We start from the raw sequence: 26,668 nt of genomic DNA, 5'->3' as shown, positions 1-26,668 counted from the left end.
AACCCAGGATCACCCGTAACCCGATCGCCACAGGCCGACCAAAAAGCATCCTATTTTCGACCGAAACATGATTTCGGCCTGTCCTGTTCCGCATCCACGGGCCTATCCCGCTTCCTTCCCTGAAACATGCGGTAAACCACACGCGCCCGCCCACGCGCGCAGGCACGCGCGCGCATATGGTGTGAACTTCGGTGTAAAAGGTTCGATAACAGTCCCGCGGAAACGGGTCAGGGCGTCTCGGTTTCCGCCGCCTTGGGCGCGGGCACCTTGTCCTTCGCGCTCAGCACCGTCGCGGGCGGCCCCTTCTCTATCGCCGCCGCCAGTTGTCCGACCGCCGCGCAGTTCACCTTGCACAGCCCCTGCGCCTGGGCGAGATTTTCCTTCGCCTTGGCGATGGCGCCCTTCTCGACCATCGCCTCGCCCTGACCGACCAGGGCGGCGACGTCATTGGGCTCCAGCAACAGCGCCTCGCGATACAGCCGGATCGCCTTGCCCTGCAATCCCTGGGCCCGCGCGACTTCGGCCAGCTCGATATAGGCCATGCGGTTGCGGGGATCGACCGCCAACGCGCTTTCCAGCGCGTCGGTGGCGCCCTGATAATTGCCCGCCTTGCGCGCTGCTTCGCCCGCCTTCTGCCACTCGATGGACAGCGGCGAAATCTGCGAATCCGGGCGCTGCGTCAGCCCGACGCTGGAAACGGTGGTCAACAGGACGGCCAGGGCGATCGAAGCGGGGGTAAAACGCATGCACAACTCCAGCCATGTTTCAGGCGCTGATTCCGTCCAAGTCTCGCGATTTTGCGGGCGCTTGTCCATCGACTCTTTCACGCCGTCCGTCGCAGCCGCGCGAAATAGAAACCGTCCGTCCCGTCATGCGCCGGCGTCAGCAGCAGCCCGTCGCCATGGGCACGGCCCGTCGGCACATCGACCGGTTCGGCCATCCATCCCGCATGCCGTGCCAGAAATGCCCGCACCTGATCCCGCCCCTCCCGGTCCGTCAGCGCGCAGGTAGCATAGACCAGCAGGCCGCCCGGTGCCAGCAAAGGCGCAGCGAAATCCAGGATTCGCGCCTGCTCCGCCACCAGCCGGTCGAGCCGCGCGGGGGTCAGCCGCCAGCGCGCCTCCGGATTGCGGCGCCAGGTGCCGGTGCCCGAACAGGGCGCGTCGACCAGCACCACGTCGGCGCGGCCATGCAGGCTTTGCAGCGCGCCCGCCTCATGCCCCTGATCCAGCAGCAGCGTCTCGATGAAGGTCGCCCCGGCCCGCTCCGCCCGTGGGTCGAGCCGCGACAGCCGCGACCGGATGGTGTCGGCGGCGATCAGCGTGCCCTTGCCCGCCATGGCGCTCGCCAGCGCCAGCGTCTTGCCCCCCGCCCCGGCGCAGAGATCGATCACGGTCATGCCCGGCTGCGCCCCGCAGGCGGCGGAGATCCATTGGCTGCCGGCATCCTGCACCTCGACCTGCCCCCATTTCCAGGGATCGCTCTGCTCGACCGGCGCGCCTTCGGGCAGGCGCAAGGCCTCGGGCAGGCCGGACAGACGCACCGCATCGGGATAGAAGGACGCCACCCTGTCCGGGCCGGCCTTCAGCCGGTTGATGCGCAGGTCGACCGGCGCCCGGCCCAACAGGGCCTCGCGCTCCACGGGCGCGGCCAGCAGAGGGTCGATCCAGCCGGGCACGACGCCTGCCGCCGCTCCCGCCTCGTCCGCGGAAATCGGCGCCGGTCCATGGGCCGATCCATTGAACAGTTCCGCCAGTTCCGGCCGCTCGCGGGCCAGCCCGACCATCGCGGCGCGCCCGCTTTCGGGACGCTCGGCCGCGCGGCGCACGGCGTCATAGACATGGTCGCGCACCGCCCGCCGGTCCCGCGATCCGGCATAGCGCCGATCCTTGAAATAGCGGGCAATCAGCGTATCCGCCGCCGGCCCGCCGTCACGCGCCGACGATATGATGGCGTCGAGCAACTCAATCGCGGCCTGAACGCGTGCGGACGGGGTCATGCGCTACTCCCCCATCACGGGAAAGGAAGAGAATGGAAAAAGGGCCTTACCGCGTCGGATAATTGGGTGCTTCCCGCGTGATCGTCACGTCGTGGACATGGCTTTCCGACAGGCCGGCATTGGTGATCTGGACGAAGCGCGCCCGTTCCTGAAGGTCCTTGATCGTGGCGCTGCCGGTATAGCCCATGGCCGCCTTCACGCCACCGACAAGCTGGTGGATGACGTCCTTCGCCGGCCCCTTGAACGGCACCTGGCCTTCGATCCCCTCGGGCACCAGCTTCATCTGGTCCTTGATGTCCGCCTGGAAATAGCGGTCGGCGGAACCCCGCGCCATGGCGCCGACGCTGCCCATGCCGCGATAGCTCTTATAGGCGCGGCCCTGATAGAGGAAGGTCTCGCCCGGAGCTTCCGTCGTACCGGCGAGCAGGGAGCCCACCATGACGCAGCCCGCGCCCGCCGCCAGCGCCTTCGCCACGTCGCCGGAGGTGCGCAGGCCGCCATCCGCGATCACCGGCACGCCCTGCTTCGCGGCTTCCTCGGCCGAATCCATGACGGCGGTCAGCTGCGGCACGCCCACGCCCGCGACGACGCGGGTGGTGCAGATGGAACCCGGCCCGATCCCGACCTTCACGCAGTCCGCGCCCGCGCCGATCAGCGCCTTGGTCGCTTCGGCGGTGGCGACATTGCCGGCGACCACCTGGACATGGTTGGACAGCTTCTTCACCGCCTCGACCGCGACGGCGACCTGGCGGCTGTGGCCATGGGCCGTGTCGATGACGATCAGGTCGCATTCCGCGTCGATCAGCGCCTTGCTGCGTTCCAGCCCCTTGTCGCCGACGGTCGACGCCGCCGCCACGCGCAGGCGGCCCGAAGCGTCCTTGGTCGCCTGCGGATAGGTGACGGCCTTTTCGATGTCCTTGACGGTGATCAGTCCGACGCAATGATAATTATCGTCCACCACCAGCAGCTTTTCGATGCGGCGCTGATGCAGCAGGCGCATCGCTTCGTCCTGGCCCACCCCGGTCTTCACCGTCGCCAGATTGTCGCGGGTCATGAGTTCGCTGACCGGCTGAGCGGGGTTCTCCGCAAAGCGCACGTCGCGATTGGTGAGGATGCCGACCAGCTTGCCCGACGCCTCGACCACCGGAATGCCGCTGATCTTGTGGCGGGTCATCAGCATCTGCGCATCGGCCAGCGTCGCATTGGGCGTGATGGTGATCGGATTGACCACCATGCCGCTTTCGAAGCGCTTGACCGCGCGTACCGCGTCGGCCTGTTCCTCGACCGACAGGTTGCGGTGCAACACGCCAAGGCCGCCCAGCTGGGCCATGACGATCGCCATGTCCGCCTCCGTCACCGTGTCCATGGCGGAGGAGAGGATCGGGATGTTGAGCTTGATTGCGCGGGTCACATGGGTGCTGGTGTCCGCCTGGCTGGGCAGCACATCGGATTCGGCGGGCTGCAAAAGCACGTCGTCAAAGGTGAGGCCAAGGCGGATGTCCATGTGAAGCCACTTTCTGCTGCGCGTTTCATGCGGGGGCCTGGCATGATCGCTGGGGGATTCGTGGCGGCCCATGTAACCATTAACCGGCAAAACAGCCAGACCCCCGAAAGCATTTTATTGCGGAGGCGAGAAAATCCCTGCGCGGCGCGCAACGGGGTGGAAGGTGAAGGTTCGAGAGAAGCAGGCGATTCCCGTCGCCGCCCCGGATTGGCGGGCGTCCGGCGTCTCGACGCCGGCGCGTTTCGCTCCATCGTCCGCTGCGCGGAGGGAGGATTGGGGCCAGGCCCGCTAAAGGTCCAGACGCCTCAATCCCCCAGGATCACGTCCACGCCCGCACGTGCATGGATGCTGGTGCCGTCATAGATCGGCAGGACGTTCGCCTTCACATCGACGATCATCTCCAATTCGGTGCACGCCAGGATCGCCGCCTGCACATTCTCCTTGGCGATGTCGGTGAGTTCGGACTTCATATAGCGTTCCGACTCGCGGCTGACCTTGCCGATGGTCAGTTCGTCATAGACGATCCGGTCGATCCGCTCGGCCAGTTCCATGTCCGGGGGCAGCAGCGATATGCCGTGCGCCACCAGCCGCTGGCGATAGAATTTCTCCGTCATCACATTGCGGGTGCCGATCAGCGCGGCCTTTTCGATGCCGTCGGCCTGCATCTTGCGCCCTACGGCTTCGGCGATGTTGACGATCGGAATGTCGACGCCCGCCTGCACATCGTCATAGACGCGGTGCATGGAATTGGCGCAGATCAGCAAGGCCGCCGCCCCGCCCTGCTCCAGCCGCCTGGCGGACGCGGTCAGCACATCGGCCGCATGGGCCCATTCCTCTTCGGTGATGGAACGGCCTATGTCCGCGAAATCGAGGCTTTCGATCAGCAGCGGAGCGCTATGCTGGCCGCCCCGGGCGCGATACACCGCCTGGTTGATGATCTGATAATAGCGCGCCGTCGACGTCCAGCTGAGACCGCCTATCAGGCCGAGCTTCTTCATGAATCCGCTTATCCCCATGCGCCGACAAAGCCGGACAGGCTTGTCCCTCGCCCAAATCGTTAGGGACGGCGTCCCGCATCGGCAAGCCCCTTCCTGCCCGCACCGCCGCAAAGGCGCGCGCCGAACAGGCTGCCCGCCGCGCCCGCCAGCCCTCCCGCGACGGCCATCGGCATATTTTCCATCAGGAAAGCGGACGCCGCCAGCGACCAGCCGGCAAAGCCGCCCACCAGCGCCAGCGCAGGTCCGGTTCCCCACGACAAGGCCCATTTCACAACCATCCAGCCCGCAAGCCATGCGGCTCCGACGCAGGCAAGAAGCCTGCCCAGGTCCGGAGTCGCGATGAAGGCCGCGACCAGCCCGCCGGTCGCCGGCAGCATGGCAGCGGCCACAAGCGGATGCCACCGCCCCGCCGCCCCGCGCCACAGGACCGCCGCCGCCCCCGCGCAGGCCATGGCTCCGCAGGCGACGGCTGCGCCGATCGCAGCGGCGCCCTCGATACGCAGCCGGTCCGTCGCATCGTCCAGCAGGCCGAAGGCATGCGGATCGCGCAAGGCCGCTCCGCCGATGAAGACGGCCGCCAGGCCGGCCTGTCCGATGAGACCGCTCATCAGCGATGGAAGCGCGGATCGCGGCATGCCGCGCCCCAATGCCAGCCCGATCGCGCTTCCCGCGATCAGCGCCGCGCAGATTTGCGGCAGGGCCATGACATCATGGCTGTAGAGGGTCACGGCGCCCGCAACCATCATCGCGGCGCCCGCCAGATGCGCGCCCCGCCGCAACCCGCCGCCAAGCGGGGCCAGCAGAGCCGCCGCGAACAATAAGGCGGCCAGCGACCAGCCGGCGAGGATCGTCGCGTTCACGCCTTCCATCATGGCCGCGGCGGCATGCCGATCCGCCGCGCCGCCACCAAACCGCCGCAAAACCCGGCGCTGCCCGCCACTGTCGCCAGCAGGCCCAATGTCCGGGCGATACTGCTGCCCGCCTCCGCCGCCACGATCAGCGCGCCGACCAGAATGGCGGATGACAGCATCTGAAGAACGGAAACGAGCGCCCAGCCCTCGTCCGGCCGCGCCCGCCATGCAACGAGCGCCCCGACGATGCAGGCCGCCAAAAAGCAGGGGAGAAGGAACGGCGTCATCTGCTCCCCCTTCAGCGATCAAGCCTGGCTTAGCTGGCGATCAGCAGCACGACCAGAGCGGCGACGACGGCGCTGGCGATGGTTCCCCATTTGATGAGGGCCACGAACCCTTCATAGGTCTGGGTTGCGCTGTTCATATTCCCGTCCGAAGCCATGCACTGTCCCTCTCTGTCCGTTTCGCGGCATCCTCTTATCGCCAAGCCCTCTCCCCCTCAAGCCGTCAGCGGACAAGAAAATTTTTCCGGTTAAGCCGGTCTTTACCCCTCTTCCCTACCTTCGGCACCAGTTCGCTTATGAGGGGTAAGGATGGCGCGCGACGGCGTTCCGATGCTGATGTTGATCGACGACGAGCCGGCGCAGCGCAGGCTGGTGTCGGCTCTCGCCGCCCGTGCGGGATGGCGCACCATCTTCGCCAATGACGGCGACACCGCGATTGCGATGCTGGGCACGCAGGACGGCATGCGGCTCGACGCCGTGCTGCTCGACCAGTGGAGCCCGAGCTATGAGCCGACCGGCCTGATCCGCGAACTGCGTGCCCGCCGGCCGGCCCTGCCCATATTGATCCTCACCGCGCATAACAATGTCGCCGTCGCGGTGGAGGCGATGCGGGCCGGCGCCACCGACTATCTCGCCAAGCCGATCGCGCCTGAGCGGCTGCTCGCCGCGCTCAACGCCACGCTGAACGGCGAACATGGCAAGGGCGAGTTGCGCCCGCTGACCGAAAAGATCCCTGCCGCCCTGTCCTTCGAGGATGTGGTCGGCGCCGCGCCGCAGTTCCGCGCCGCGCTCGCCATCGCGGCCAAGGCGGCCCGCGCCCGCGTCCCTGTGCTGATCGAGGGCGAAAGCGGCGTCGGCAAGGATGTGATCGCCCGCGCGATCCACGCCGCTTCCCCCCGCCACAAGCAGGCGATGATCACCGTCAATTGCGGCGCGATCCCGGCCAATCTGGTGGAATCCGACCTGTTCGGCCATGAACGCGGCGCCTTCACCGGCGCCTTCGACCGGCAGGTCGGCAAATTCGTCGCCGCCGACATGGGCACGATCTTCCTCGACGAAGTGAGCGAAATGCCGCTGGACGCGCAGGTGAAGCTGCTGCGCGTGCTTCAGGACGGCGAAGTCCAGCCCATAGGCGCGCGCCGCCCGATCCATGTCGATGTCCGCGTCATCGCCGCCACCAACAAGCGGCTGCACGACGAGATCGAGGCGGGGCGCTTCCGCGAAGACCTATATTACCGCCTCAACGTCGTGCAGCTCACCATTCCGCCGCTGCGCGAACGTCTGGGCGATGTGCCGGCGCTGTGCCGCCATCTGCTCGCCCGCATCGCGACCCAGCCGGGATTGCGCGGCCTTGGCCTTACCGACGACGCGCTGGCGCTGCTGATGCAGCATGACTGGCCGGGCAATGTGCGCCAGCTTCAGAACGCCCTGTTCCGCGCCGCGGTGCTGTGCGAGGGCGATGCTCTTACGCCCCAGGATTTTCCACAGATCGCCGCCCATATTCGCGGGCGCGGCCATGGCGAGTCCCGTGGCCGGCTCCATGCCGTGCCGCAGCCGCATCGAGAGGCCGCCGGCATCACCCTGTTCGAAGGCGACGGCCATGTCCGCCAACTGGCGGAGATCGAAGCGGACGTCATCCGCCTGGCCATCGGCCATTATCGCGGGCGCATGACCGAAGTGGCCCGGCGGCTGGGCATCGGCCGCTCGACCCTCTACCGCAAGCTCGCCGAACTGGGCATCGACAGCGCTGCCTGATCGGACCGGCTGCCGCGGGCGGACGCCCCGCACTGCCGTCGTCCCATCGCGCCACACGCGGTTGCGGCGTTGAAATGTCGCGGCGGCTATGCTTTGGGGGAGCGATGAAAAGCGCCATCCTCGCCGCCGCCATGCCCCTCCTCCTGCTGGTCGCCTGCGGCCGCGCGGAACCGGTGGAGGACCTCCCAAGCCAGGACGAACTCGCCGCCGCCGCCAATGCCGCCGCGGCCAGGGCGATGGCCGAAGCGAAGGCCGACACGCCCGCATCCCGCAACTATGTCAATGTCGAGCGCGGCTTTTCCATCACCTTCCCCGAAGGCTGGCAGAAGGACGCGGCCTCCAGCAATGCGGACGGCGTGGTCTATCAGGACCCTGGCGCGGGCGCGGACGTCCGCATCTTCTGGCAGAAGAAGGAGGGCGACCAGACGCTGCAACAGATCGTCGAGACGGTGAGCGAAGGCTCCGAAGGGGTGAGCGGCGACTATATCGGCGATAATGAATATCGCGGCACCGCCAATGACGGCGAGGGCAACAATGTCGCGCTGCGGCTGATGAAACAGCCGGACGGCTCCATCGTCACGGCCAGCTTCGTCTATCCTGAAATGCTGAGCGAGCAATATCAGGCGATGGCGGAAAAGACGCTCGACAGCCTCCGCATCTTCGCGCCCAAGGCGCAGACGCCGGAGGGCGGCGCGGTTCCCGTGGCGGCGGAGAATGCCGGCACGCGCTGAAGCGGCGGGTCATGAAGGGATCATGGGCGAGAGGGGAAATGTCCCCTGATCGACCAGGAACACCCCCAGCGCAAACTCACTCGCCAATCGGGACGAAGGCGCCCTTTTCCCGATCCTTCACCACCCTGTCGGCCCGGAAAACCGATCCGCTCATCGTGATGTAAACGCCCGGCGCGGCCAGCTGCACCGTAGCAAAGGCCATGCCGAGGTTGAAGCTGGCGTCGCTTTCCCCGAAACGCGCCGGGGCGAGCGCGCCCGCCAGCACGACCGTCTTGCCGGCGATGGCGGAAAGCAGCTTCGCCGTCTCCGTCATCGTGTCGGTGCCGTGGGTGATGACGATATGGCTTTCAGACGCGGCGGCCACACGGTCGCGGATCAGGGCGCGGTCGGCATCGTCCAGTTCCAGGCTGTCCTTGCGCACCACTTCCTCGATGCGGAAGGGCCGCTTGACGCGGGCGATGTCCAGCAGCTTCGCCACCACCGTTTCGCCTACCTGATAATCCGACAGCGCATCGAAATAGATCTTGTCGATCGTTCCCCCGGTGGTGAGGACAAGGATGGACGTTTCGGGGGACAGCATCGCAGGACTCCAAAGGAGGGAAATGTCGTTTCTCTAAGGGATTTTCGGGAAGAGGTGAACCGCCCAGGCCCTATTCGCCCCGGGCCATCGCCTCGCCCCGGTTGCGCGCGGCGACCAGCGTATCGGTGAGCAGCTTCAGCAACCGGTCGTCGGCATCGAGCACGTTCAGACCCTGCCGCGTCATGCCGCCGGGGCTGGCCACGCGATCCGCCAGCACGGCCGGGCTTTCGCTCGCCATGGCAGCCATGCTGGCAGAGCCGCGCACGGTGGCGAGCGCCATGCGCCCGGCCTGGTCGGCGGAGAGGCCGATCGCCTCGCCCGCCCGCGCAAGGGCATCGACGAAGCGGAACAGAAAGGCGGGTCCGCAGCCGGACAGCGCGGTGACTTCGTTGAACTGGCCTTCATCCGCAATCCATTCGGCTAGGCCTAGCGGGGCGATGAACGCCTCCACCGCCTTGCGCGACGCCGCCGGGAATGCGGCATCCGCATGGAGCGCGGTGACACCCTCCCCTATGCCCACCGGCAGGTTGGGCATGGCGCGGACGATTTCCGCCGCCGCGGGGAAGACGGCGCGCAGATCGGCCAGCCGCGTTCCCGCAAGGATCGAAACGATCCGCATATCGGCGCTGCAAAGCGGCGCAAGCAGGCCCGCGACATCGCCAAGCTGATAGGGCTTCATGCCCAGCAGGATGGTGGTGCCGGCGGGCAGGGAGGCGGGATAGTCGGTGACGACCCTCACCCCTTCCGCCACCGCCTTGCCGCTGGGACGCAACACGACCACCCGCGCCGGATCGAGACCGCAGGCGAGCCAGCGCCGCAGCATCTGCCCCGCCATATTGCCGCAGCCGACAAGGAAAAGATGGTCGGGCCAGATGTCGGTCATGGGAAAGGGTCTCAGGCTTCGCCGCGCGTTTCGATGAGACTGGCGGAAATCGCCTCCGTCGGGGTCTTGCCGCCCCAGAGGACGAACTGGAACACCGGATAGAAGCGCTCGCATTCGTCTATGGCGGTTTCCACCAATATCTGCGCCTGGTCGAGCGTCAGCGTGCCGCCCGCCCCCAGCAGCGCGCCGTGGCGGAACAGCACGATGCCGCTGGAGGACCAGAGTTCGAAATGGCCGAGCCAAAGCTGTTCGTTGATCAGGCCCAGCGTTTCGTAGATGGCGCTGCGCTTGTCCTCATTCACCCTGATGTCGGGCAAGGCGAGCATTTGCAGCACCTGATCCTCGTCGCGCCAGATGCCGCGCAGCTCATATTGCGCCCAGGACCCCTGGGTGCTGGCGACGATCTCATCCTCACCGACCTGATCGTAGCTCCAGCCATGCGCCTCGAAATAGGCGGCCAGCATGTCGATCGGCGCGGCCTCCTGACCGCCATTTTCATATTCGTCGCTGTCCATCATCTGCGCGCCTTAAAGCATTTTTTGCGCCGGTGGAAACCGGCGCGGCATGGAAAATGCGTGGACAACTCCGCTTCCGCCGGAAATCAGCCGGTTATTCGCCGTCCCTGGGCTTGGCCCGGACCGTCTGCTTGACCGGTTCGGACGCCTTGCCCTCCAGCGCGTCGAGCCGGGCCTTCAGCAATTCCACCTCCTCACGGGCGGCGGCGGCCAACGCCTTGACCGCGTCGAATTCGTCGCGGCTGACGAAATCCATGCCGCCGATCCACTGCTTGGCCTTTTCGCGGGCATTGGTCTCGAATTCCCGGCTCATGCCCGCGACGGTTCCGGCCGCGCCGTTCACCAGCTTGGCAAGGTCGTCGAAAAAGCGGTTTTCGCTCTGCATGATGCTTATCCTTCCGTGCGGCGCCGCCATGGGCGGCGCCAAAAATCATATCTGGGTCTGGAGCGCGGGTTTGCCAAGGCTTTCCGCATCCGGATTGAGGCGGCCGATCTCATAGTTGAGGTAGGAGGCGAAGGCCAGCCAGCACAGATAGGGCAGCAGCAGCAGGCCCGCAACGCGGCGGACGCGCCAGAACAGCGCGGTCGTGACGGCGACGAGCAGGAACAGCAGGACGATCAGCAGCAGCGCCTGGTCCACAAGATGCGCGCGGAAGAAAAGCGGGGACCAGAGGAGGTTGAGGCCCAGTTGCACGATGAAGGCCGCAATCGCGATGCCCCGCCCTCGTGCGCCGCGCGCGTGCAGGACGATGGCGAAGGCGAGCGCCATCAATATGTAGAGCACGGTCCAGGCAAGGCCGAAGACCCAGCCGGGCGGGATCAGCTCCGGCTTGGCGAGGGCGGCGAACCAGCGATTGCCATAGCCACTATTGGCGAGCTTGCCCGAAAGAAAGCCAAGGAAAACAATCGCAGGCACAGTAACCAGCGCCCAGCGCGCATAGGCAAGACGTAATTGACCCGGAGACGCAATCTCGTTCATCGGCAACGAAGCTCCACCTTTTATTCGGCGGCTTCGGGCGAATCCTTCAAGGCCGAGTCAAGCCGCCGACTGACGGTTTGCGGTGAAACGGTTCGTCCTGCAACCCGCGAATAGAGGATCGGGATCAGGAACAGCGTGATCAGCGTCGCCAGGCTGACGCCCGAAACCACCACCACGCCGATGGAATGGCGCGCCGCCGCGCCCGCGCCGCCGCGAATGACCAGCGGCACGGCGCCGATGACCGTCGCGATGGAGGTCATCAGGATCGGGCGCAGGCGGCGAGCGGCGGCCTGACGGATGGCCGCGCCGATCTCCAGCCCCTCGTCGCGCAGCTGGTTGGCGAATTCGACGATCAATATGCCGTTCTTCGCCGCCAGCCCCACCAGCATGACGATGCCGATCTGGCTGTAGAGATTGACCGATCCGCCCGTCAGCGCCAGCCCCAGCACGCCGCCCGCCACCGCCAGCGGCACTGTGGCGATGATGACGCCGGGATGGACGAAGCTTTCGAACTGCGCGGCGAGCAGCAGATAGACGATCAATATGGTGAGCCCGAAGACCAGCCAGATCGACCCGCCGGTCTCGCGCAGCGACTGGCTCTCGCCCCGATAGCCGAGCGCCAGCACCTCAGGCGACTGGCGCGCCTGTTCCTCCAGGAAACCCAGCGCCTCGCCCAGCGAATAGCCCGGCGCGAGCGCGGCCGTCAGCGTGATGGCGCGCAGCTTGTTGTAGCGGTTGAGCTGGCGCGGACCGGCGACCTCGCGGACGGTGACCACGGCGGACAGCGGCACGAGGACGCCGGTGCGGCTGCGCACATTGATGCGTTCGAGGTCCGCCTGGGTCTGCCGCCCCTCCCGCTCTGCCTGCACCAGCACGCGATATTCCTCGCCCCGGTCGACATAGGTGGTGACGCGGCGGGAACCGAGCAGCGTCTGCAAGGCCTGGCTGATGTCGTTGGCAGACACGCCCAGGTCGCCCGCCCGCTGCTGATCCACCTCGATCCGCATCTGCGGCTTGGTCTCCTTATAGTCGGAATCGAGGTTGATCAGGCCCGGATTGGTCGCGGCGGCGGCCATGATGCGGTCGCGCGCGGCCACCAGCCCCTCATAGGTCGCACCGGCCAGCACCAGATTGACCGGCAGGCCACGGCCACGGCCCAGCCCGGAACGCGGCGCGACATTGCCGCGCACCCCCGGCTGGTTGGCGATCACCTTGTTGATGGTGTCGGCCACCTGCGCCGTGGTGATCGTGCGGTCCTCCCAGGGCCGCAGGAAGGCGATGATGTTGCCGCCGTTGAAATCGTCGCTGGTGCCGAAGCCGGCGGGGGCACGGATGTTCAGCACCTGCAGCGTGCCTTCATCGCGCAACGGCTGAAGATCGGTCTCGATCCTCTGCATATAGGCGTTCATGCGGTCGAACCCGGTGCCTTCGGGCGCAGTCACCTGCCCATCGACGACGCCGGTATCCTCCGCCGGGGCCAGTTCGGTCGGCAGCGTGGTGAACAGCACGCCCGCCCCCGCCAGGAACAGCAGCACGGGCACGAGAGCGAGGACGGGCCGTTTCAGCACGCGGTCCAGCAGCCGCGCATAGCCCGCCTCCAGCCGCTGGAACCGCTCGTCGACCCAGCGCGACAGGCGTGACCGTTCGGAATGACGCAACAGCTTCGAACAGAGCATCGGCGCGAGGCTCAGGGAAATGAAGCCCGAAAAGGCGATGGCGGCGATCATCGCGATGGCGAGTTCGCGGAAGAGCAGGCCCGTCTGCCCGGCGAGGAACATCACCGGCACGAACACCGCGCAGACCACCAGCGTGGTCGAAATGATGGCGAAGCCCACCTGCCGCGTGCCGAGATAGGAGGCGACCAGCGGGTCCTCCCCCTGTTCGATGCGGTGATAGACATTCTCCAGCACGACGATGGCGTCGTCCACCACCAGGCCGATGGCCAGCACGAAGGCGAGCAACGTGAGCAGATTGATCGACAGCCCCAGCAGCCACATGACCGCGCAGGTCGCCAGCAGGCAGATCGGCACTGTGACCGACGGAATGATCGTCGCGCGCAGGGAGCCGAGGAAGAGGAAGATGACCAGCACGACCAGCAGCGCCGCTTCGGCCAGCGTGTCGTAGACATTGTCGATGGCGCGGCTGATGAACAGCGATTCGTCCGATCCGATGGTGACTTTCATGCCCGCGGGAAGCGTGGGCCGCAGTTCAGCGATCAGCGCCTTCGCCTTTTCCGCGACCTCCAGCGTGTTCGCGCCCGACTGGCGGATGATGCCCACGCCGACGCCTGTCGCGGCGTTGGAGCGGAAGGAGGTATAGGGGTTTTCCGCGCCCTGCTCGATCCGCGCGACATCGCCCAGCTTCACCTGATAACCGTCCGCACCGCGCCCGACGACAAGCTGGGCGAATTGTTCGGGCGTGGAAAAGGCGCGCTCGACGCGCAGCGTCTGGTTCTGGTCCTTCGATTCGAAGCGCCCGGCGGGCAGTTCGACATTCTGTGCGCGCAGGGCGGCCTCTATGTCGCCCGGCGTGATACCGAAGGCGGTCAGCTTCTCCGCATTCAGCCAGATACGGGTGGAGGGCCGTTCGTCGCCGCCGCCGGTGACGCGGGCGACGCCGTCAATGGCCGAGAAACGGTCCAGCACATTGCGGTCGAGATAGTCGGCGATCTGCGTCGGGGTCCAGCCGTCCCTGGTGAACACGATGAACAATATCGACCGCGCATCCGCATCGACCTTCCGGATTTCGGGCGCGAGCGCATCCTCCGGCAGATCCTCCACCACGCCGCCCACGCGGTCGCGCACGTCGTTCGCGGCGGAATCGATGTCGCGCGACGGATCGAATTCAATGCTGATCGAGGAGACGCCGTCGCGCGAGGTCGAGGTGATATTCTGTATGCCCTGTACGCCCGCGACGCCATCCTCGATGATCTGGGTGATGCGGGTTTCCACCACCGACGCCGCCGCACCGGTATAGGTCGTCTCCACCGAGACGATGGGCGGATCGGTATCGGGATATTCGCGAATGGAAAGGCTGAGATAGCCGACCATCCCGACGATGCAGAGCAGCACCGCGACGACCGCCGCGAAGACCGGGCGACGGACGGACAGGTCCGAAAGCTGCATGGCCGCGCCTCCCTAACCGGCCGCCCGGCCGGCGCTGGCGCTTTTCGCTTCCGGCTTGTCGCCGGGCAGGCGGACGGGCACGCCGTCGGTCAGCTTGACGACGCCGTCGGTGACGACCGTCTGGCCCGGTTTCACCCCGCCCAATATCTCGACCAGCCCGTTCTGGCGGATGCCGGTATCGACCCTGGTCCGCCTGGCCTTGCCATCCTCCACCAGGAAGACGAAGCGATCCTCACCATCGCCCACGACCGCCAGCTCGGGCACGGCCAGCGACTGGCGCTGCTTCGCAAGCACATTCACCGTCAGCAGCATGCCGGGCTTCAGCGCGCGGTCGGGATTGGGCAGGATCGCGCGTATCCGGACGGCGCGGGTGGCGGGGTCGATCACCGGATCGATGGTGGCGATGGTGCCGGTGAAGGGCCGGTCGGGCCAGGCGGCGGAGACCGCCCTGATCGGCTGCCCCTCCCGCACCAGCGCCAGGCGGGTTTCGGGGATGGTGAAGTCCAGCTTGATCCGCGAAATGTCGCTGACCGTGGCGATCGGCGTGCCGGCGGTGACGATGGCGCCGGGCGACACCATGCGCAGGCTGACCCAGCCGGAGAAAGGCGCGCGGACCACCCGGTCCCCGATGGAGGCGCGGGCCTGCTGCGCGCTGGCGCGGGCGGCATTGGCCAGCGCGACCTGGCTGTCGAGGCTGGCGGCGGTTGCGAAGCCCCGCTCCTTCAACGCCTTGATGCGCTCCAGTTGCTGCTGCGCCTGAAGCGCCTGCGCCTGGGCGGCGGCGAGCTCCGCCTTCTCCTGACCCACGGCCAGGGACGCGATCACCTGCCCCTTGCTGACATAGCCGCCGTCGCTGAAATTGAGGGAGACGATCCGCTCCGTCACCGGGGCGGACAACACCACCTGCTCATTGGCGAAGGCGGTGCCGACCGCGTCCAGATTGTCGGTAAAGGTTTCGCGCAATATGGGTGCGGCTTCGACCAGTGCGGAAGGACGCGGCTTCTTTTCCTTTTGACCGCCACAGGCGGAAAGGGTCAGCGCGATCAGGAAGACAGGCAGGATGGTGCGCATGGGATCGGGCTAATCGGCCTTTGCAAGCGACTCAAATGGGCATTTGTCGCAGATGATGACTATAGCGGCGAAACGAACAGGATGGGATTATCCGCCAAATATTGCGAAGAGGAGAAATTCGACATTGCCCTGTGGGCCGGTAATCGGGCTGGCGGTTATGCCTTCGACCTGCCACCCCCGCGACGACACCCATTCCCGGACGTCGTTGCACACCCGTTCATGGATCGCGGGATCGCGCACGACCCCGCCCTTGCCGACTTCCTCCCGCCCCGCCTCGAACTGCGGCTTGATGAGGGCGACCAGGCGCGCGCCGGGACGGGCGAAGCTCAAGGGCCGGTCCAATACCTTGGCGAGCGCTATGAAGCTGGCGTCGCAGACGATGATGTCCACCGGCTCCGGGATGTGATCGGCGGTCAGGATGCGGGCGCTGGTCTGTTCATGGACGATGACGCGGGGGTCGGAACGCAGCTTCCAGGCAAGCTGGTTGGTGCCGCTGTCCACCGCATAGACCCGCGCCGCGCCATGCGTCAGCAGGACGTCGGTGAAGCCTCCGGTCGAACTGCCGACGTCGATGGCGACGGCGCCGGTCACGTCGATATGGAAATGCTCCAGCGCATGGGCCAGCTTGATGCCGCCCCGCGACACCCAGGGATGGTCGCGGCCCTTCACCTCCAGCCCGGCGTCGGCGGCGACCTGCTGCCCGGCCTTGTCGATCTTCCGGTCGCCCAGGAAGACGAGGCCGGCCAGGATCAGCGCCTGCGCGCGCGCCCGGCTTTCGGCAAGGCCGCTGTCGACGAGCAGCTGATCAGCGCGGACCTTGGCCATCAGGGCACCAGCGCCGTCAGCGTGGCGGGCGTCAGAAGCTGCGGCAATGTCTGCGCCTCCCGGCCGGGCGCATACCAGAGGTAGAGCGGGACGCCGGAACGCCCCTGCCCTTCCAGGAAGCGGGTAATGGCGGGGTCGGCATTGGTCCAGTCGCCCACCATCACCGTGACGCCGGCCCTTTTGAAGGCCGCGCGGGTCTCTTCGCGATCGATGGCGGCGGCTTCATTGGCCTTGCAGGTCAGGCACCAATCGGCGGTGAAATAAAGGAAAACCGGCTTTTTCGCGGCGCGAAGGCTGGCAAGGCGGGCTTCGTCGAAGGGGACGCCATGGGCCGATGCCGCGGCGGCCGGCGCATGCGCCGGCAACAAAATGGCGGCGCCTGCGAAGAGGATGAGCGCCGCGCAGATCATGGCAAGCCCGCCGCGCCGGCCGTGACGCTGCCTGCGCCCAAGCCACCACAGGCCGGCGCCGAGGATCAGCGCCGCGGCGACGCCCAGCATGATGGCCATAACGCCGCGCTGCTGGCCGAGCAGCCACAGCAGGCCCAGCGCGGTCAACGCCATCGGGATGGCGAGGATCTTCTGAAGCCGCCCCATCCACGCGCCGGGCCTGGGCAACCGCGTGCGGAGCGGCGGGATATAGGCCAGCGCCAGAAAGGGCAGCGCCAGGCCAAGGCCCAGCCCCGCGAAGATCGCCAGCGCCGCGCCGAGCGGCAGGACCAGCGCCGCGCCCATGGCGGCGCCCATGAACGGCCCGGTGCAGGGCGTGGCGACGAAGGCGACCAGCGCGCCGGTCCAGAAGGCGCCGGACGCGCCGCCCTTGTCCGCCAGCCTGTCGCCACCGCCGAAGGCGCTGAGTTCGAACAGCCCGGCGAGGTTGAGCGTGATCGCCGTCACCAGCAGCAACAGCAGCAGGATGATGCGCGGGTCCTGCAACTGGAACGCCCAGCCCACGGCCGCGCCCGCCGCGCGCAGGCCCAGCAGCAGGCCGCCCAGCGCGAGGCAGGTGAGGATGATGCCAAGGCTGTAGGCCAGCGCCTCCCGCCGGACGACATGCTCATCGCCCCCCGCGCGGGCGAGCTTCATCGCCTTCAGCCCCAGGATCGGAAAGACGCAGGGCATGATGTTGAGCAGCAGGCCGCCGACCAGCGCGCCGACCAGCGCGAGGAGGACCGTCTGGAAGGTGGCGGGCCGCACCGCGGCAACCGCGCCGGGCCGTGCCGTCAGCAGGAAACCGACATGGTCGCCGGTGCGCAGGACGGCCTGGACCGGCCCGGATTTCATGCCTTGTCCGGCTTCGGTTTCGATCAGCAGCCGATCGCCCTGCCGCGTGACGCTTTGCGGGGCGGCATAGCGGATGAGGCCGTCGGCCAGCGCGAAAAGATGGACGTCGCGGGCGCTCGCCGCCGCGGGGAAAGGAATGGACAGGCGCAGGCGACCGTCAGCCATGGCATAGGCCGCCTCGCTGCCCAGCGGACGCGGGAGGTGGCTGCGCCAGCCGTCGAACTGCGCCCTGCTGCCCGGCAGGACGGAGCCGTCGCCCGCCATCAGGTCCAGCGCCAGTTCCGCCCCCTCGGGCACGCAGACCTTGTCGGTGCAGGCCAGCCAGTCGGCGCGGACGCGGATCGGCAGCTTCGTGCCCTTGGGCACGTCCGGCGCGACGGTCAGCTTCGCCAGCACGCCATAGGGGCCCTCATAGACATGGTTCATGAGGCCGGAGATCAACAATGTCTCCGGCACCGGATAGCGCAGCGGGCCGATGGCCACCCCCTTGGGCAGCGTCCATTTCACGGTCATGCCCAGCCCCGCATCGCCGGGATTTTCCCAATAGCCGTGCCAGCCCGGCTCCGGCGTCATGGAAAAGGCGATCGTCGTGCCCGACGCCTGCCCCTCGCCCGGCCTCGGCACGGCGCTTTCGGCGGTCAGTTCCGCCGCGATATGCGGCGCGCCCCCGCCGAACGCGCCCTGCGCCCGCGCCATGGCTGGCGCGAACAGCAAAAGCACTGTCATCAGAAGGACATGAAAAATCCGCATCGGGCCTCTGTTCCGGTGGACGCAAGGGGGCTAGGTCCGCTTGCATGCGCCGTCAAGGCATCAGAAGGTCTCCTCCCCCATGTTCAAAAAAGTCGCCGCCGCCCTGCTCATCGCCAGTTCGCTGCCCGCGCTGGCCCAACCAGCGACCACCCCAACGCCTTCCGCCCCGCCCAGGCTGATCGTCGCCATCGCCGTCGACCAGTTTTCCGCCGATCTGTTCAGCGAATATCGCCAATATTATAGCGGCGGCCTCAAGCGGCTGACGGAACAGGGCATCGTCTTCCCGCGCGGTTATCAAAGCCATGCCGCGACCGAAACCTGCCCCGGCCACAGCACCATCCTGACCGGCAGCCGCCCGTCGCGCACCGGCATCATCGCCAATAGCTGGTTCGACCTGCGCACCGCCCGCGCCGACAAGCTGGTCTATTGCGCGGAGGATGAGACGCAGCCGGGCACCGACAGCGAAAATTACCAGGCTTCGCCAATGCATCTCAGGGTGCCGACGCTGGGCGGGCGGATGAAGGCGGCCAATCCGGCGACGCGCGTCGTATCGGTCGCGGGCAAGGACCGCGCGGCGATCATGATGGGCGGACCGACGGCCGATCAGGTCTGGTGGCTGGGCGGGCCGAAGGGCTATGTCAGCTACCAGGGCGTGGCGACGCCGCCGCTGGTCGCCAGGGTCAATGAGGTGATGGCCCAGCGTCTGGCAGAGGGCAATCCCGGCTTCGAACTGCCGCCGCAATGCGCGGCCAAGGATTTTCCGGTGAAGGCGGGCGACCGGATCGTCGGCACCGGCCGTTTCGCGCGGGAGGCGGGCGATTACAAGGCCTTCCGCATCTCGCCGGAGCAGGATGCGATGACCCTCGCCTTCGCCGCCGCCGCCGTCGAGAACATGGCCCTGGGCAGGCAGGCGCAGACCGACATCATCTCCATCGGCCTGTCCGCGACGGACTATATCGGCCACACCTACGGCACGGAGGGTACGGAAAGCTGCATCCAGGTCGACCGGCTGGACCGCGAACTGGGCGCCTTCTTCGACCGGCTGGACAAGGATGGCATCGACTATGCCGTGGTGCTGACCGCCGACCATGGCGGCCATGACCTGCCCGAGCGGCACCGGATGAACGCCATGCCGATGGAGCAGCGCGTCGACAGGGCGCTCACGCCCAAGGCATTGTCGGCGGCGGTCGCGGAAAGGACCGGCATCATGGGCAAGACGCTGATCTGGGGCGATGGCCCGGCGGGCGACCTCTATTTCGACCGCAGCCTGACTGCCGCCCAGCGCGACAGGGTGGAAGCGGCGGCCCTGGCCCTTCTCCGCGCTCACCCCCAGGTGCAGACCGTCTTCACCAGGGCGGAAATCGCCGCCACCCCCTCCCCCTCCGGGCCCCCGGAAAGCTGGTCGCTGATCCAGGAAGCCCGCGCCAGCTTCGACCCGCAGCGTTCGGGCGACCTGCTGCTGCTGCTGAAGCCGCGCGTCATGTCGATCCCCGAAGCGGCGGTGATGGGATCGGTCGCGACCCATGGCTCGCCCTGGGATACCGACCGCCGCGTGCCGATCCTGTTCTGGCGCAAGGGGCTGGCCCATTTCGAACAGCCGCTCGGCGTGGAAACGGTGGACATCATGCCGACGCTGGCCGCGCTGATCGAATTGCCGGTGCCGAAGGACCAGATCGACGGGCGCTGCCTCGACCTGATCGCCGGGGACGGGGATAGCTGCGCGGCGGAGTAAATCAATAAACCCGTCATTCCCGCGAAGGCGGGATGACGAAGTTTTTGGAGGCTCGCTGCCGCCTCAGATATTCTCCGCTATCCCGTCGCGCCCTTCCTCCAGCAGCGCGTGGACGCGATGGGGCGCGGACACTTCCACGCGGCTGGTGACTTCATAATGCGCCTTGGCCTGGCGGACGTTGCTGTCCGCGGGCACGCTGTCGGTCAGCCAGACATTGCCGCCGATCACCGACCGGCTGCCGATGATGATGCGCCCCAATATCGTCGCGCCGGCATAGATCACCACATCGTCCTCGATGATCGGATGGCGCGGCAGGGCCTTTTCCAGCGCGCCCTTCTCATCGGCCGGGAAGCTGCGCGCGCCCAGCGTCACGCCCTGATAGACGCGCACCCGGTCCCCGACGATCGCCGTCTCCCCGATGACCACGCCGGTGCCATGGTCGATGAAGAAGCTGTGCCCGATCCTCGCACCCGGATGAATGTCTATCCCGGTGCTGCCATGCGCGATTTCGGAGATGATCCGCGCCACCAGCGGCGCGCCCAGCTGATAAAGCCGATGCGCCAGACGATGGTGCGTGATCGCCATCATCGAGGGATAGCAGATCAGCACCTCATCCACGCTGCGCGCGGCGGGATCGCCCAGAAAGGCCGCCTCCACATCGCTGTCGAGCAGTTCGCGCAGGGCCGGCAGGCTTTCCGCGAAAGCGCCGATGATGCGCGACGCTTCCCGGTCTACATGCGCGATCGGCTCGTCCTTCATCGCATAGATCAGTTCCAGCCTGATCTGTCCGTAAAGCCGGCTGAGCACCGTCTGCAGCGTCTGGGCGACATAGGCGTCCTCATTATGCAGGCGCACGAAGCTGGGGCCAAGGCGCAGCGGAAACAGCGCACCGCACAGCGCCTCCATGATCTTGGTCAGCGTGGCGCGCGACGGAAATCCCTCCGCGCCATATTCGGCATGGTGATCCTGCCCCTGCCGCCAGCGCCGCCGCACCGCGCCCAGCTCGGTCGCCAGCCTGTCTATATCCCAATAACCCTGGGCGATTTCCTTTTCGCCTTCTGCCGTCATAAGCGCCTCTTTTCATACAGACGCCCGGCATAGCGCGGCATCCCGCCCGCCAGTAAATGAGTTTTGCTTGGGGGCAGGCAGATTCTCTTTTGTCAGCGCTTCTGGGCATCGGCCGGAAGATGCAGGCATATTTCCGCCCGCAATCCCCCTTCGGGCCGGTTGGCGAGGGTCAGTTCGCCCCCCTCCAGTTCCACGGCCCGCGCGACGATGGCCAGACCCAGGCCAAGCCCGCGCGTGTTGCGCTGCCGCGCCTCGTCCAGACGCGCAAAGGGCTTCAACACCTCGTCCAGCTTGTCGCGCGGGATGCCGGGCCCGTCATCGTCGACCCGGATCAGCACTTCCCGGTCGCGGCGCTCCAGCGTGACGCGGGCGCGGCTGCCATAGTGCAGCGCATTTTCGATCAGGTTGACGATCGCCCGGCGCAGGGTGAGCGACCGCACCGCCATTTCGAGATGGTCGGGCCCCGCATAATCGACCTGCCTGCCCTGATCCTGGAAGGCGTCGACCACCGTCGCCACCAGCACGGCCAGGTCGGTGCGCACCGGCGGTTCGCCATTCTTCTCGCCGCCCAGGAAGGCAAGCAGCGAATCGATCATCTCGCCCATTTCAGCGAGGTCGCCCTCGATCGCCTCCCGCGCTTCATTGTCGGGCAGGTTCTCCAGCCGCAGCCGCAACCGGGCGAGCGGGGTCCGCATGTCGTGGCCGACCGCCGCCAGAGTCTCCGTCCGTTCGGTGATGAGGCGATGGATGCGCTTCTGCATGGCGTTGAAGGCGCGGATGAGGTTGCGGACGTCATTGGACCCGCCCTCCTCCACAATCACTTCGTCGCTCAGGCCAATGCGCTCGGTCGCGCGGGTCAGGTCGCGCAGCGGCGCCAGCGTCCGCCGGATCATGATGCCGCCGACGATCAGCAGCGCCAGCACCGGGATCAGCGCCAGCCCCATGCGGCCGATGGCGAAGGTCCATTTGCCGCCGCTATGGCGCATGCCGAAATAAAGCCAGCTTCCATCTGCCAGCCGCAGGCCGCCATTGATCTCCGAAACCCGGCCGGGCGAAGCGAGGCGCAGCCACAGGCCCGACTGTTCCAGCGTCGGTTCCCAGTTGACGATCTGCCGGCGCATCCGCTCCAGCCCCGGCGCCAGCGCCGGCGGCGGCGGCGAGGACGGGGTCCAGTGCACGTCGTAGCGATCGGTGGTGAGTTGCAGCGACAGCGCATGCCGCTCATCCGGCGGATGTTCGGTCAGCAGCTTGCGCGCGATGACCAGATGTTCGGCCAGGCGCCGGGCCTCGTCATCCTGCAGCGAGAGGTGGTTGGACCGTTCGTTCAGGAAGATGCCGACGGCGAATTCCAGCGTCAGGGTCAGCAGCAGGATCGCGAAAATCTGCCCGACCAGGCTGACATGCCGTCTCAAGCGCGGCTGACCTCCGCGTTGAACATATAGCCGACGCCGCGAACGGTGGTGATCGGCGCCGTGCGATCCTGCGTCGACAGCTTGCGGCGCAGGCGGCTGACCAGCACGTCGATGCTGCGGTCGCTGCTGTCGCCCATGCGGGTGCGCGAAAGCTCGATCAGCCGCTCGCGGGCGATGACGCGCTGCGGATGGCTGAGGAAGCTGCCCAGCAGGTCGAACTCCGCGCCGGTCAGGTCGACGATGGCGCCGGTCGGCGAACGCAGTTCCCGCCGGGGGAAGTTGACGATCCAGCCGTCGAAACGCGCCTCATTCTCGCGATGCTCGTCCGGGCCGCGCTCCACGCCGACGCGGCGCAATATGGCGCGGATGCGGGCGATCAGCTCGCGCGTGCCGAAGGGCTTGGGCAGATAGTCGTCCGCGCCCAGCTCCAGCCCGACGATGCGGTCGGTCTCGCTGCCCTTGGCGCTGATGAAGATGATGGGAACGTCGCTCTTGCGGCGGATCTGGCGGCAGAGATCGATGCCGTTGGTGCCCGGCAGCATGACGTCCAGCACGACAAGGTCGACCGGCCCGGCGTCGAACGCCACCCACATCTCCGGCCCGGAGGACGCCGGGCGGACCTGATAGCCATGCTCCTGCAGCGCCCGCGCCGTCAGGGTGCGCAGCGGCGGGTCGTCTTCGACAAGGATGATGGTCGGCGCGGTCATGAAAATGTCGGCACGGCTATGGGCATGACAGCGGGATAAGGACGGCCGGACCCCGGGTCAACCGCAGGGCCGGCGGGAAGCGCCCGGATGCGACAGCAGAAACAATTTGTCACGACCGGGAAAGAAGCATGGCCGGGCCCGGCGAACCGGGCCCGGCGCATGGGATCAGAAAGCGGCGCTCAGCGAGAAGAGGATCGTGCTGCGCGCGATCGACTTGCCGAAGTCCTTGCTGTCATTGACCATGAAGTTCGGGCGCAGATATTCTTCCTCGACCCTGGCGATGTCGGTGTCGACATAGGCGACGCCAACGGTCAGCGGCGTGCCGGGAATGGCCAGGTCGGCGCCGACCAGCCAGTCGAGATATTTGCCGGTGGGCGCGATCGAGGTGCCGTTGGGGCCCAGGCCCGAATTGCCGTTCGACCAGCCCATATGGGCCTTCAGCGTGACGGGGGTGTTGGGAACCGCGGCGCTCAGATCCCCCCAGACGTAGAAATTGTCTTCCTTGTCGCCTGGATCGTCGATGCCGCTGGTGGCGCTGCTCTGCCACTTGCCGAGCGCTTCCTGCTTGGGAGCATAGGCGACGCCGACCAGGCCCTTGACCGGGCCGAACTGGTGGGACAGCTTCACATAGGGTTCGGCGAAGTCGGTCTTGTCGGCGCCCGACGGATACATGTACCAGGTCAGGCCGACGTCGACCGTGGTGCCCTCGCCCAGCGCGGCGGAATAGCCGGCGACCAGGTCGAGTTCCATGTTCGCCCCGCCGAAACGGCCCCAGCCGCCAAGGCTCGAACCCCAGGTGCCGACATAGAAGCCGCTTTCATGCGTGGCGGTGATGCCGCCCTGAATGGCCATGCCACGGTCGCTCTGCGACACGCCGCGGAAACGATAGTCGGAAACCAGGCCGACGCTGCCAGTGACGGTGACGGGGCCTGCGGGCTCTTCCTGAGCGAAAGCCGGAGCGCTGGAAAGCAGCGCAAGCGCGGCACAGGCAATCTGATACTTCATGAACATTCCCCTTTTACGTAAGAATGTTCCGTCCTGCGTCCGCTCCGTCCGAAGATCTCTTGTCTTATCGTCTTCGATACCGGCGGATCGAGAGCAAGTTATGGGGATAAGGCGAATTGGGGAAATGGCTTTTTCGCAAATGCGAAAGGACATGAAGGCACTGTGATGTCCGCAACACGATTATTGTCCTACAGTCTTCTGAATATTTCTATTGTGTTTCCAGTTTGCATCTTAACGAAAAACCGCCGCATCGCCCAAGGGTGATGCGGCGGTTCGTTCAACGCCTGACGAGGGGGTGAAGGATCAGGCGGCGAGGTGGCGCATGCGGCCGGTGGCGCCGAACAGTTCGACCTGTGCGCCGGTCCCGCGGCGGCGGTCGACCCATTCGCGGACCATTTCCGCGCAAGTATGGTCGATATGGCTGAGCCGCTCGACATTCAGGATGACGAGCCGCCCGGCGGGAAGCGCCTCCAGCCTGGCCGACAGCTTCGGCAGGTTGAGGAAGGTGGCGGTGCCATGCAGCGCGACTTCATGCGCGTCGTCGCGTGCTTCCTCGTCCACGCCCAGACGGAGACGCCGGGCATGGGGCAGAAGCTCGATCAGCGAGAGGCCGATGCCGACCAGTACGCCGGTCAGCAGGTCGGTCGCCACGACGCAGATCAGCGTCGCCGCCCAGACCACGGCCGGCAGCGGGCCATAGCGGTGGAGGAGATGCTTCACATGGTCCACGCTGACCAGACGCACGCCGGTCACCACCAGGATGCCCGCCAGCGCCGCCATCGGGATTTCCCGCAACAGCCACGGCAGCAGGGCGACGAAACCCAGGATCCAGATGCCGTGCAGGATCGTCGACAGCCGCGTCCTGGCGCCGGCTTGGACGTTGGCCGAACTGCGGACGATGACGCCCGTCATCGGCAGCGCGCCGGCCACGCCGCAAAGCAGGTTGCCCACGCCCTGGGCGCTGAGTTCGCGGTTGTAATTGGTGCGCACGCCGTCATGCATGCGGTCGACCGCCGCCGCCGACAGCAGCGTTTCCGCGCTGGCGATGAAGGCGATGGCGATGGCCGTGGTGATGATCGTCGGGTTCAGGAGCTGCTGGACCAGATTGTCGCCCGGCAGCGAAATGGCCGAGACGATCGATTCCGGCACCACGACGCGCGCGACGGGAAGGCCGAGGAAGAAGGCGACCAGCGTCGCCAGCACCACGCCCACCAGAGCGCCGGGAAGCAGCTTCATGGAGGCCGGACGCAGCTTTTCCCACCCCAGCATGCCGCCGATGGTGACAAGGCCGACCGCGAAGGCGGTGGCCGCGTCCTGGTTGCTGAGGCCGAAAATCTGCCCCGGCATGGCGATCAGATTGGCAAGGCCGCTGGAAAGCGGCTTGTCGTCGAACAGCACGTGGAACTGACCGACGACGATCAGCACGCCGATGCCCGCCAGCATGCCGTGCACCACCGCGGGCGAGATCGCGCGGAACCAGCCCCCGACCCGCAGCAGCCCGGCGATCACCTGAATGGCGCCGGCCAGGATCAGGATCGGCCCAAGGGCGGACAGTCCCTGTTTCTGCACGATTTCGAAGACGATGACCGCAAGACCCGCCGCCGGGCCGCTGACCTGAAGGGGCGAACCCGCCAGCAGGCCGACGATCAGGCCGCCGATCATGCCGGTGATCAGGCCCTTTTCCGGCGGTACCCCGGAAGCAATGGCAATACCCATGCAGAGCGGCATCGCCACCAGGAAGACGACGATGGACGCCGTGAAGTCGCGGCTGAAGGTGCCGCCGGAAAATGCCTTGAGCATAAGCTTACTCCGCGGCCTCGGCATAGGCGATGTCGACCGCCAGACGCCTGGCATGGGGCAGCGCCACGGGCAGCGGCTGGCCTTCGCGCAGCGGCAGGAAACGGCCGGTCTCGCCGTCAAGACCCAGAACCTGGCCGGCATGGATGTCGACATACCAGCCGTGCAGCGCGATCTCGCCGCGGGCGATGCCCGACGCCACCGAGGGATGGGTGCGCAGATGGGCGAGCTGCGCCACCACATTCTCCAGCGCCATGTTGCGCAGCTTCTCCGCATCGCTGAGGTCGGCGGGGTAGCTTTCGCGACACACCTTCTGGGCGGCATGGCTGTGGCGCAGCCAGGCGGCGACATTGGGCATGGCGCTCAGGTCGGCATTGGTGGACAGCGCCTTCATCGCGCCGCAATCGCTGTGGCCGCATACGATGATGTCGCGTACGCCCAGCACCATGACGGCATATTCGACCGTAGAGGTCACGCCGCCATTCTGCGTCGCATGGGGCGGCACGATGTTGCCGGCATTGCGGCAGACGAACAGGTCGCCCGGATCGGCCTGCATGATATGTTCCGGCACGATGCGCGAATCCGCGCAGGAGATCATCAGCGCCTTGGGGCTTTGCCCGTCGCTGGCGAGGCGGTTGTAAAGCGCGCTCTGGTTCGGAAAGACATGGCTTTCGAAGCTGAAGACGCGACCGATCAGATCGTTCATGTCGTTGCATCCTTCTTATCTGATGGCCGGTCAGGGGGCAGACCGGCCTTGAGGATGCACAATAGGGAAGCGTTTTTGCTGCGTCGCAGCGGCTTTGTTAAATAATAT

At 66.9% G+C, this 26,668-nt stretch carries 25 protein-coding genes; 3 read left to right on the top strand and 22 right to left on the bottom strand.

The genetic code is table 11. The annotated features are described in order from the left end of the window. Positions 1–227 precede the first annotated feature (227 nt). The 7 genes from A8G00_RS14595 to A8G00_RS14565 all read right to left on the bottom strand — a co-directional run bounded on the left by A8G00_RS14595 (position 228) and on the right by A8G00_RS14565 (position 5,776). On the bottom strand, positions 228–746 hold the full coding sequence (locus A8G00_RS14595) for a tetratricopeptide repeat protein (RefSeq protein WP_044663058.1): 519 nt from the start codon (positions 744–746) through the stop codon (positions 228–230). Between the two features lie 77 nt (positions 747–823). Beyond that, on the bottom strand, positions 824–1,999 hold the full coding sequence (locus A8G00_RS14590; RefSeq protein ID WP_103001003.1) for an RsmB/NOP family class I SAM-dependent RNA methyltransferase: 1,176 nt from the start codon (positions 1,997–1,999) through the stop codon (positions 824–826). 46 nt (positions 2,000–2,045) lie between these two features. Beyond that, positions 2,046–3,503: an IMP dehydrogenase gene (gene guaB / locus A8G00_RS14585; RefSeq protein ID WP_025549701.1), complete on the bottom strand. Its 1,458-nt coding sequence runs from the start codon at positions 3,501–3,503 to the stop codon at positions 2,046–2,048. A gap of 305 nt (positions 3,504–3,808) precedes the next feature. Further along, entirely contained in the window at positions 3,809–4,501 is a 693-nt protein-coding gene (locus A8G00_RS14580; RefSeq protein WP_025549702.1) for an aspartate/glutamate racemase family protein, read from the bottom strand. A 59-nt stretch (positions 4,502–4,560) separates the two neighbouring features. Continuing rightward, the gene (locus A8G00_RS14575) at positions 4,561–5,370 is read right to left on the bottom strand and encodes an NAD(P)(+) transhydrogenase (Re/Si-specific) subunit beta (RefSeq protein ID WP_253258001.1); all 810 of its coding nucleotides are present in this window, start codon (positions 5,368–5,370) and stop codon (positions 4,561–4,563) included. Next, entirely contained in the window at positions 5,370–5,639 is a 270-nt protein-coding gene (locus A8G00_RS14570; protein WP_103001001.1) for a proton-translocating transhydrogenase family protein, read from the bottom strand. The genes A8G00_RS14575 and A8G00_RS14570 overlap by 1 nt, the downstream gene beginning before the upstream one ends. Positions 5,640–5,668: 29 nt before the next feature. Further along, positions 5,669–5,776 carry an aa3-type cytochrome c oxidase subunit IV gene (locus A8G00_RS14565; RefSeq protein WP_226869800.1) on the bottom strand — a complete coding sequence of 36 codons (108 nt, stop codon included), beginning with the start codon at positions 5,774–5,776 and terminating at the stop codon, positions 5,669–5,671. A gap of 169 nt (positions 5,777–5,945) precedes the next feature. Here A8G00_RS14565 and A8G00_RS14560 point away from each other — a divergent pair, with 169 nt between their 5' ends. Together A8G00_RS14560 and A8G00_RS14555 are read left to right on the top strand one after the other, a co-directional pair. Then, positions 5,946–7,391, top strand: a complete 1,446-nt coding sequence (locus A8G00_RS14560) for a sigma-54 dependent transcriptional regulator (RefSeq protein ID WP_044661720.1) — start codon at positions 5,946–5,948, stop codon at positions 7,389–7,391. 104 nt (positions 7,392–7,495) lie between these two features. Next, entirely contained in the window at positions 7,496–8,122 is a 627-nt protein-coding gene (locus A8G00_RS14555) for a hypothetical protein (RefSeq protein ID WP_025549706.1), read from the top strand. 76 nt (positions 8,123–8,198) lie between these two features. Here the strand turns inward: A8G00_RS14555 and A8G00_RS14550 are convergent, their stop codons facing one another. The 9 genes from A8G00_RS14550 to A8G00_RS14510 form a co-directional block, all read right to left on the bottom strand. After that, positions 8,199–8,702, bottom strand: a complete 504-nt coding sequence (locus A8G00_RS14550) for an asparaginase domain-containing protein (RefSeq protein ID WP_103001000.1) — start codon at positions 8,700–8,702, stop codon at positions 8,199–8,201. Positions 8,703–8,772: 70 nt separating this feature from the next. Beyond that, positions 8,773–9,585, bottom strand: a complete 813-nt coding sequence (locus A8G00_RS14545; protein WP_103000999.1) for a pyrroline-5-carboxylate reductase — start codon at positions 9,583–9,585, stop codon at positions 8,773–8,775. An 11-nt stretch (positions 9,586–9,596) separates the two neighbouring features. Next, the gene (locus A8G00_RS14540) at positions 9,597–10,103 is read right to left on the bottom strand and encodes a YbjN domain-containing protein (protein ID WP_025549709.1); all 507 of its coding nucleotides are present in this window, start codon (positions 10,101–10,103) and stop codon (positions 9,597–9,599) included. A gap of 91 nt (positions 10,104–10,194) precedes the next feature. Then, positions 10,195–10,485, bottom strand: a complete 291-nt coding sequence (locus tag A8G00_RS14535; RefSeq protein ID WP_007683948.1) for an accessory factor UbiK family protein — start codon at positions 10,483–10,485, stop codon at positions 10,195–10,197. Between the two features lie 45 nt (positions 10,486–10,530). After that, on the bottom strand, positions 10,531–11,079 hold the full coding sequence (locus A8G00_RS14530; protein WP_025549710.1) for a TspO/MBR family protein: 549 nt from the start codon (positions 11,077–11,079) through the stop codon (positions 10,531–10,533). A 20-nt stretch (positions 11,080–11,099) separates the two neighbouring features. Further along, positions 11,100–14,204, bottom strand: coding sequence for an efflux RND transporter permease subunit (locus A8G00_RS14525; RefSeq protein ID WP_103000998.1), 3,105 nt, complete (start codon positions 14,202–14,204; stop codon positions 11,100–11,102). Positions 14,205–14,216: 12 nt separating this feature from the next. Next, a complete protein-coding gene (locus A8G00_RS14520; RefSeq protein ID WP_061936890.1) occupies positions 14,217–15,275 on the bottom strand; it encodes an efflux RND transporter periplasmic adaptor subunit in 1,059 nt (352 codons plus the stop codon). Between the two features lie 87 nt (positions 15,276–15,362). Beyond that, on the bottom strand, positions 15,363–16,100 hold the full coding sequence (locus A8G00_RS14515) for a TlyA family RNA methyltransferase (RefSeq protein WP_103000997.1): 738 nt from the start codon (positions 16,098–16,100) through the stop codon (positions 15,363–15,365). Further along, entirely contained in the window at positions 16,100–18,133 is a 2,034-nt protein-coding gene (locus A8G00_RS14510) for a protein-disulfide reductase DsbD (protein WP_103000996.1), read from the bottom strand. Before A8G00_RS14510 ends, A8G00_RS14515 begins: the two co-directional genes overlap by 1 nt. A 79-nt stretch (positions 18,134–18,212) precedes the next feature. Between A8G00_RS14510 and A8G00_RS14505 the strand changes: the two genes are divergently transcribed. Continuing rightward, entirely contained in the window at positions 18,213–19,865 is a 1,653-nt protein-coding gene (locus tag A8G00_RS14505) for an alkaline phosphatase family protein (RefSeq protein ID WP_103000995.1), read from the top strand. A gap of 63 nt (positions 19,866–19,928) precedes the next feature. On the opposite strand, the gene epsC is transcribed toward A8G00_RS14505, so the two are convergent. From epsC to A8G00_RS14475, 6 genes are all read right to left on the bottom strand, one after another. Continuing rightward, entirely contained in the window at positions 19,929–20,933 is a 1,005-nt protein-coding gene (epsC, locus tag A8G00_RS14500; RefSeq protein WP_025549715.1) for a serine O-acetyltransferase EpsC, read from the bottom strand. Between the two features lie 92 nt (positions 20,934–21,025). Beyond that, positions 21,026–22,345 carry an ATP-binding protein gene (locus A8G00_RS14495; protein ID WP_025549716.1) on the bottom strand — a complete coding sequence of 440 codons (1,320 nt, stop codon included), beginning with the start codon at positions 22,343–22,345 and terminating at the stop codon, positions 21,026–21,028. Then, positions 22,342–23,052, bottom strand: coding sequence for a response regulator (locus tag A8G00_RS14490; RefSeq protein WP_025549717.1), 711 nt, complete (start codon positions 23,050–23,052; stop codon positions 22,342–22,344). The genes A8G00_RS14495 and A8G00_RS14490 overlap by 4 nt, the downstream gene beginning before the upstream one ends. 165 nt (positions 23,053–23,217) lie before the next feature. Further along, positions 23,218–24,063 (bottom strand): TorF family putative porin, encoded by an 846-nt coding sequence (locus A8G00_RS14485; RefSeq protein ID WP_025549718.1) that lies wholly within the window; start codon positions 24,061–24,063, stop codon positions 23,218–23,220. A gap of 297 nt (positions 24,064–24,360) precedes the next feature. After that, the gene (locus A8G00_RS14480) at positions 24,361–25,857 is read right to left on the bottom strand and encodes a SulP family inorganic anion transporter (protein WP_061936878.1); all 1,497 of its coding nucleotides are present in this window, start codon (positions 25,855–25,857) and stop codon (positions 24,361–24,363) included. 4 nt (positions 25,858–25,861) lie between these two features. Next, positions 25,862–26,560, bottom strand: a complete 699-nt coding sequence (locus tag A8G00_RS14475; protein WP_025550378.1) for a carbonic anhydrase — start codon at positions 26,558–26,560, stop codon at positions 25,862–25,864. Positions 26,561–26,668 lie beyond the last annotated feature (108 nt).

The sequence above is a fragment of the Sphingobium sp. SA916 genome, assembly GCF_002894065.1.
In the GTDB taxonomy this organism is placed as follows: Bacteria; Pseudomonadota; Alphaproteobacteria; order Sphingomonadales; family Sphingomonadaceae; genus Sphingobium; species Sphingobium fuliginis.
The sequence above is the reverse complement of the archived record's forward strand: the minus strand, read 5'-3'. Positions and strand labels throughout refer to the sequence as shown.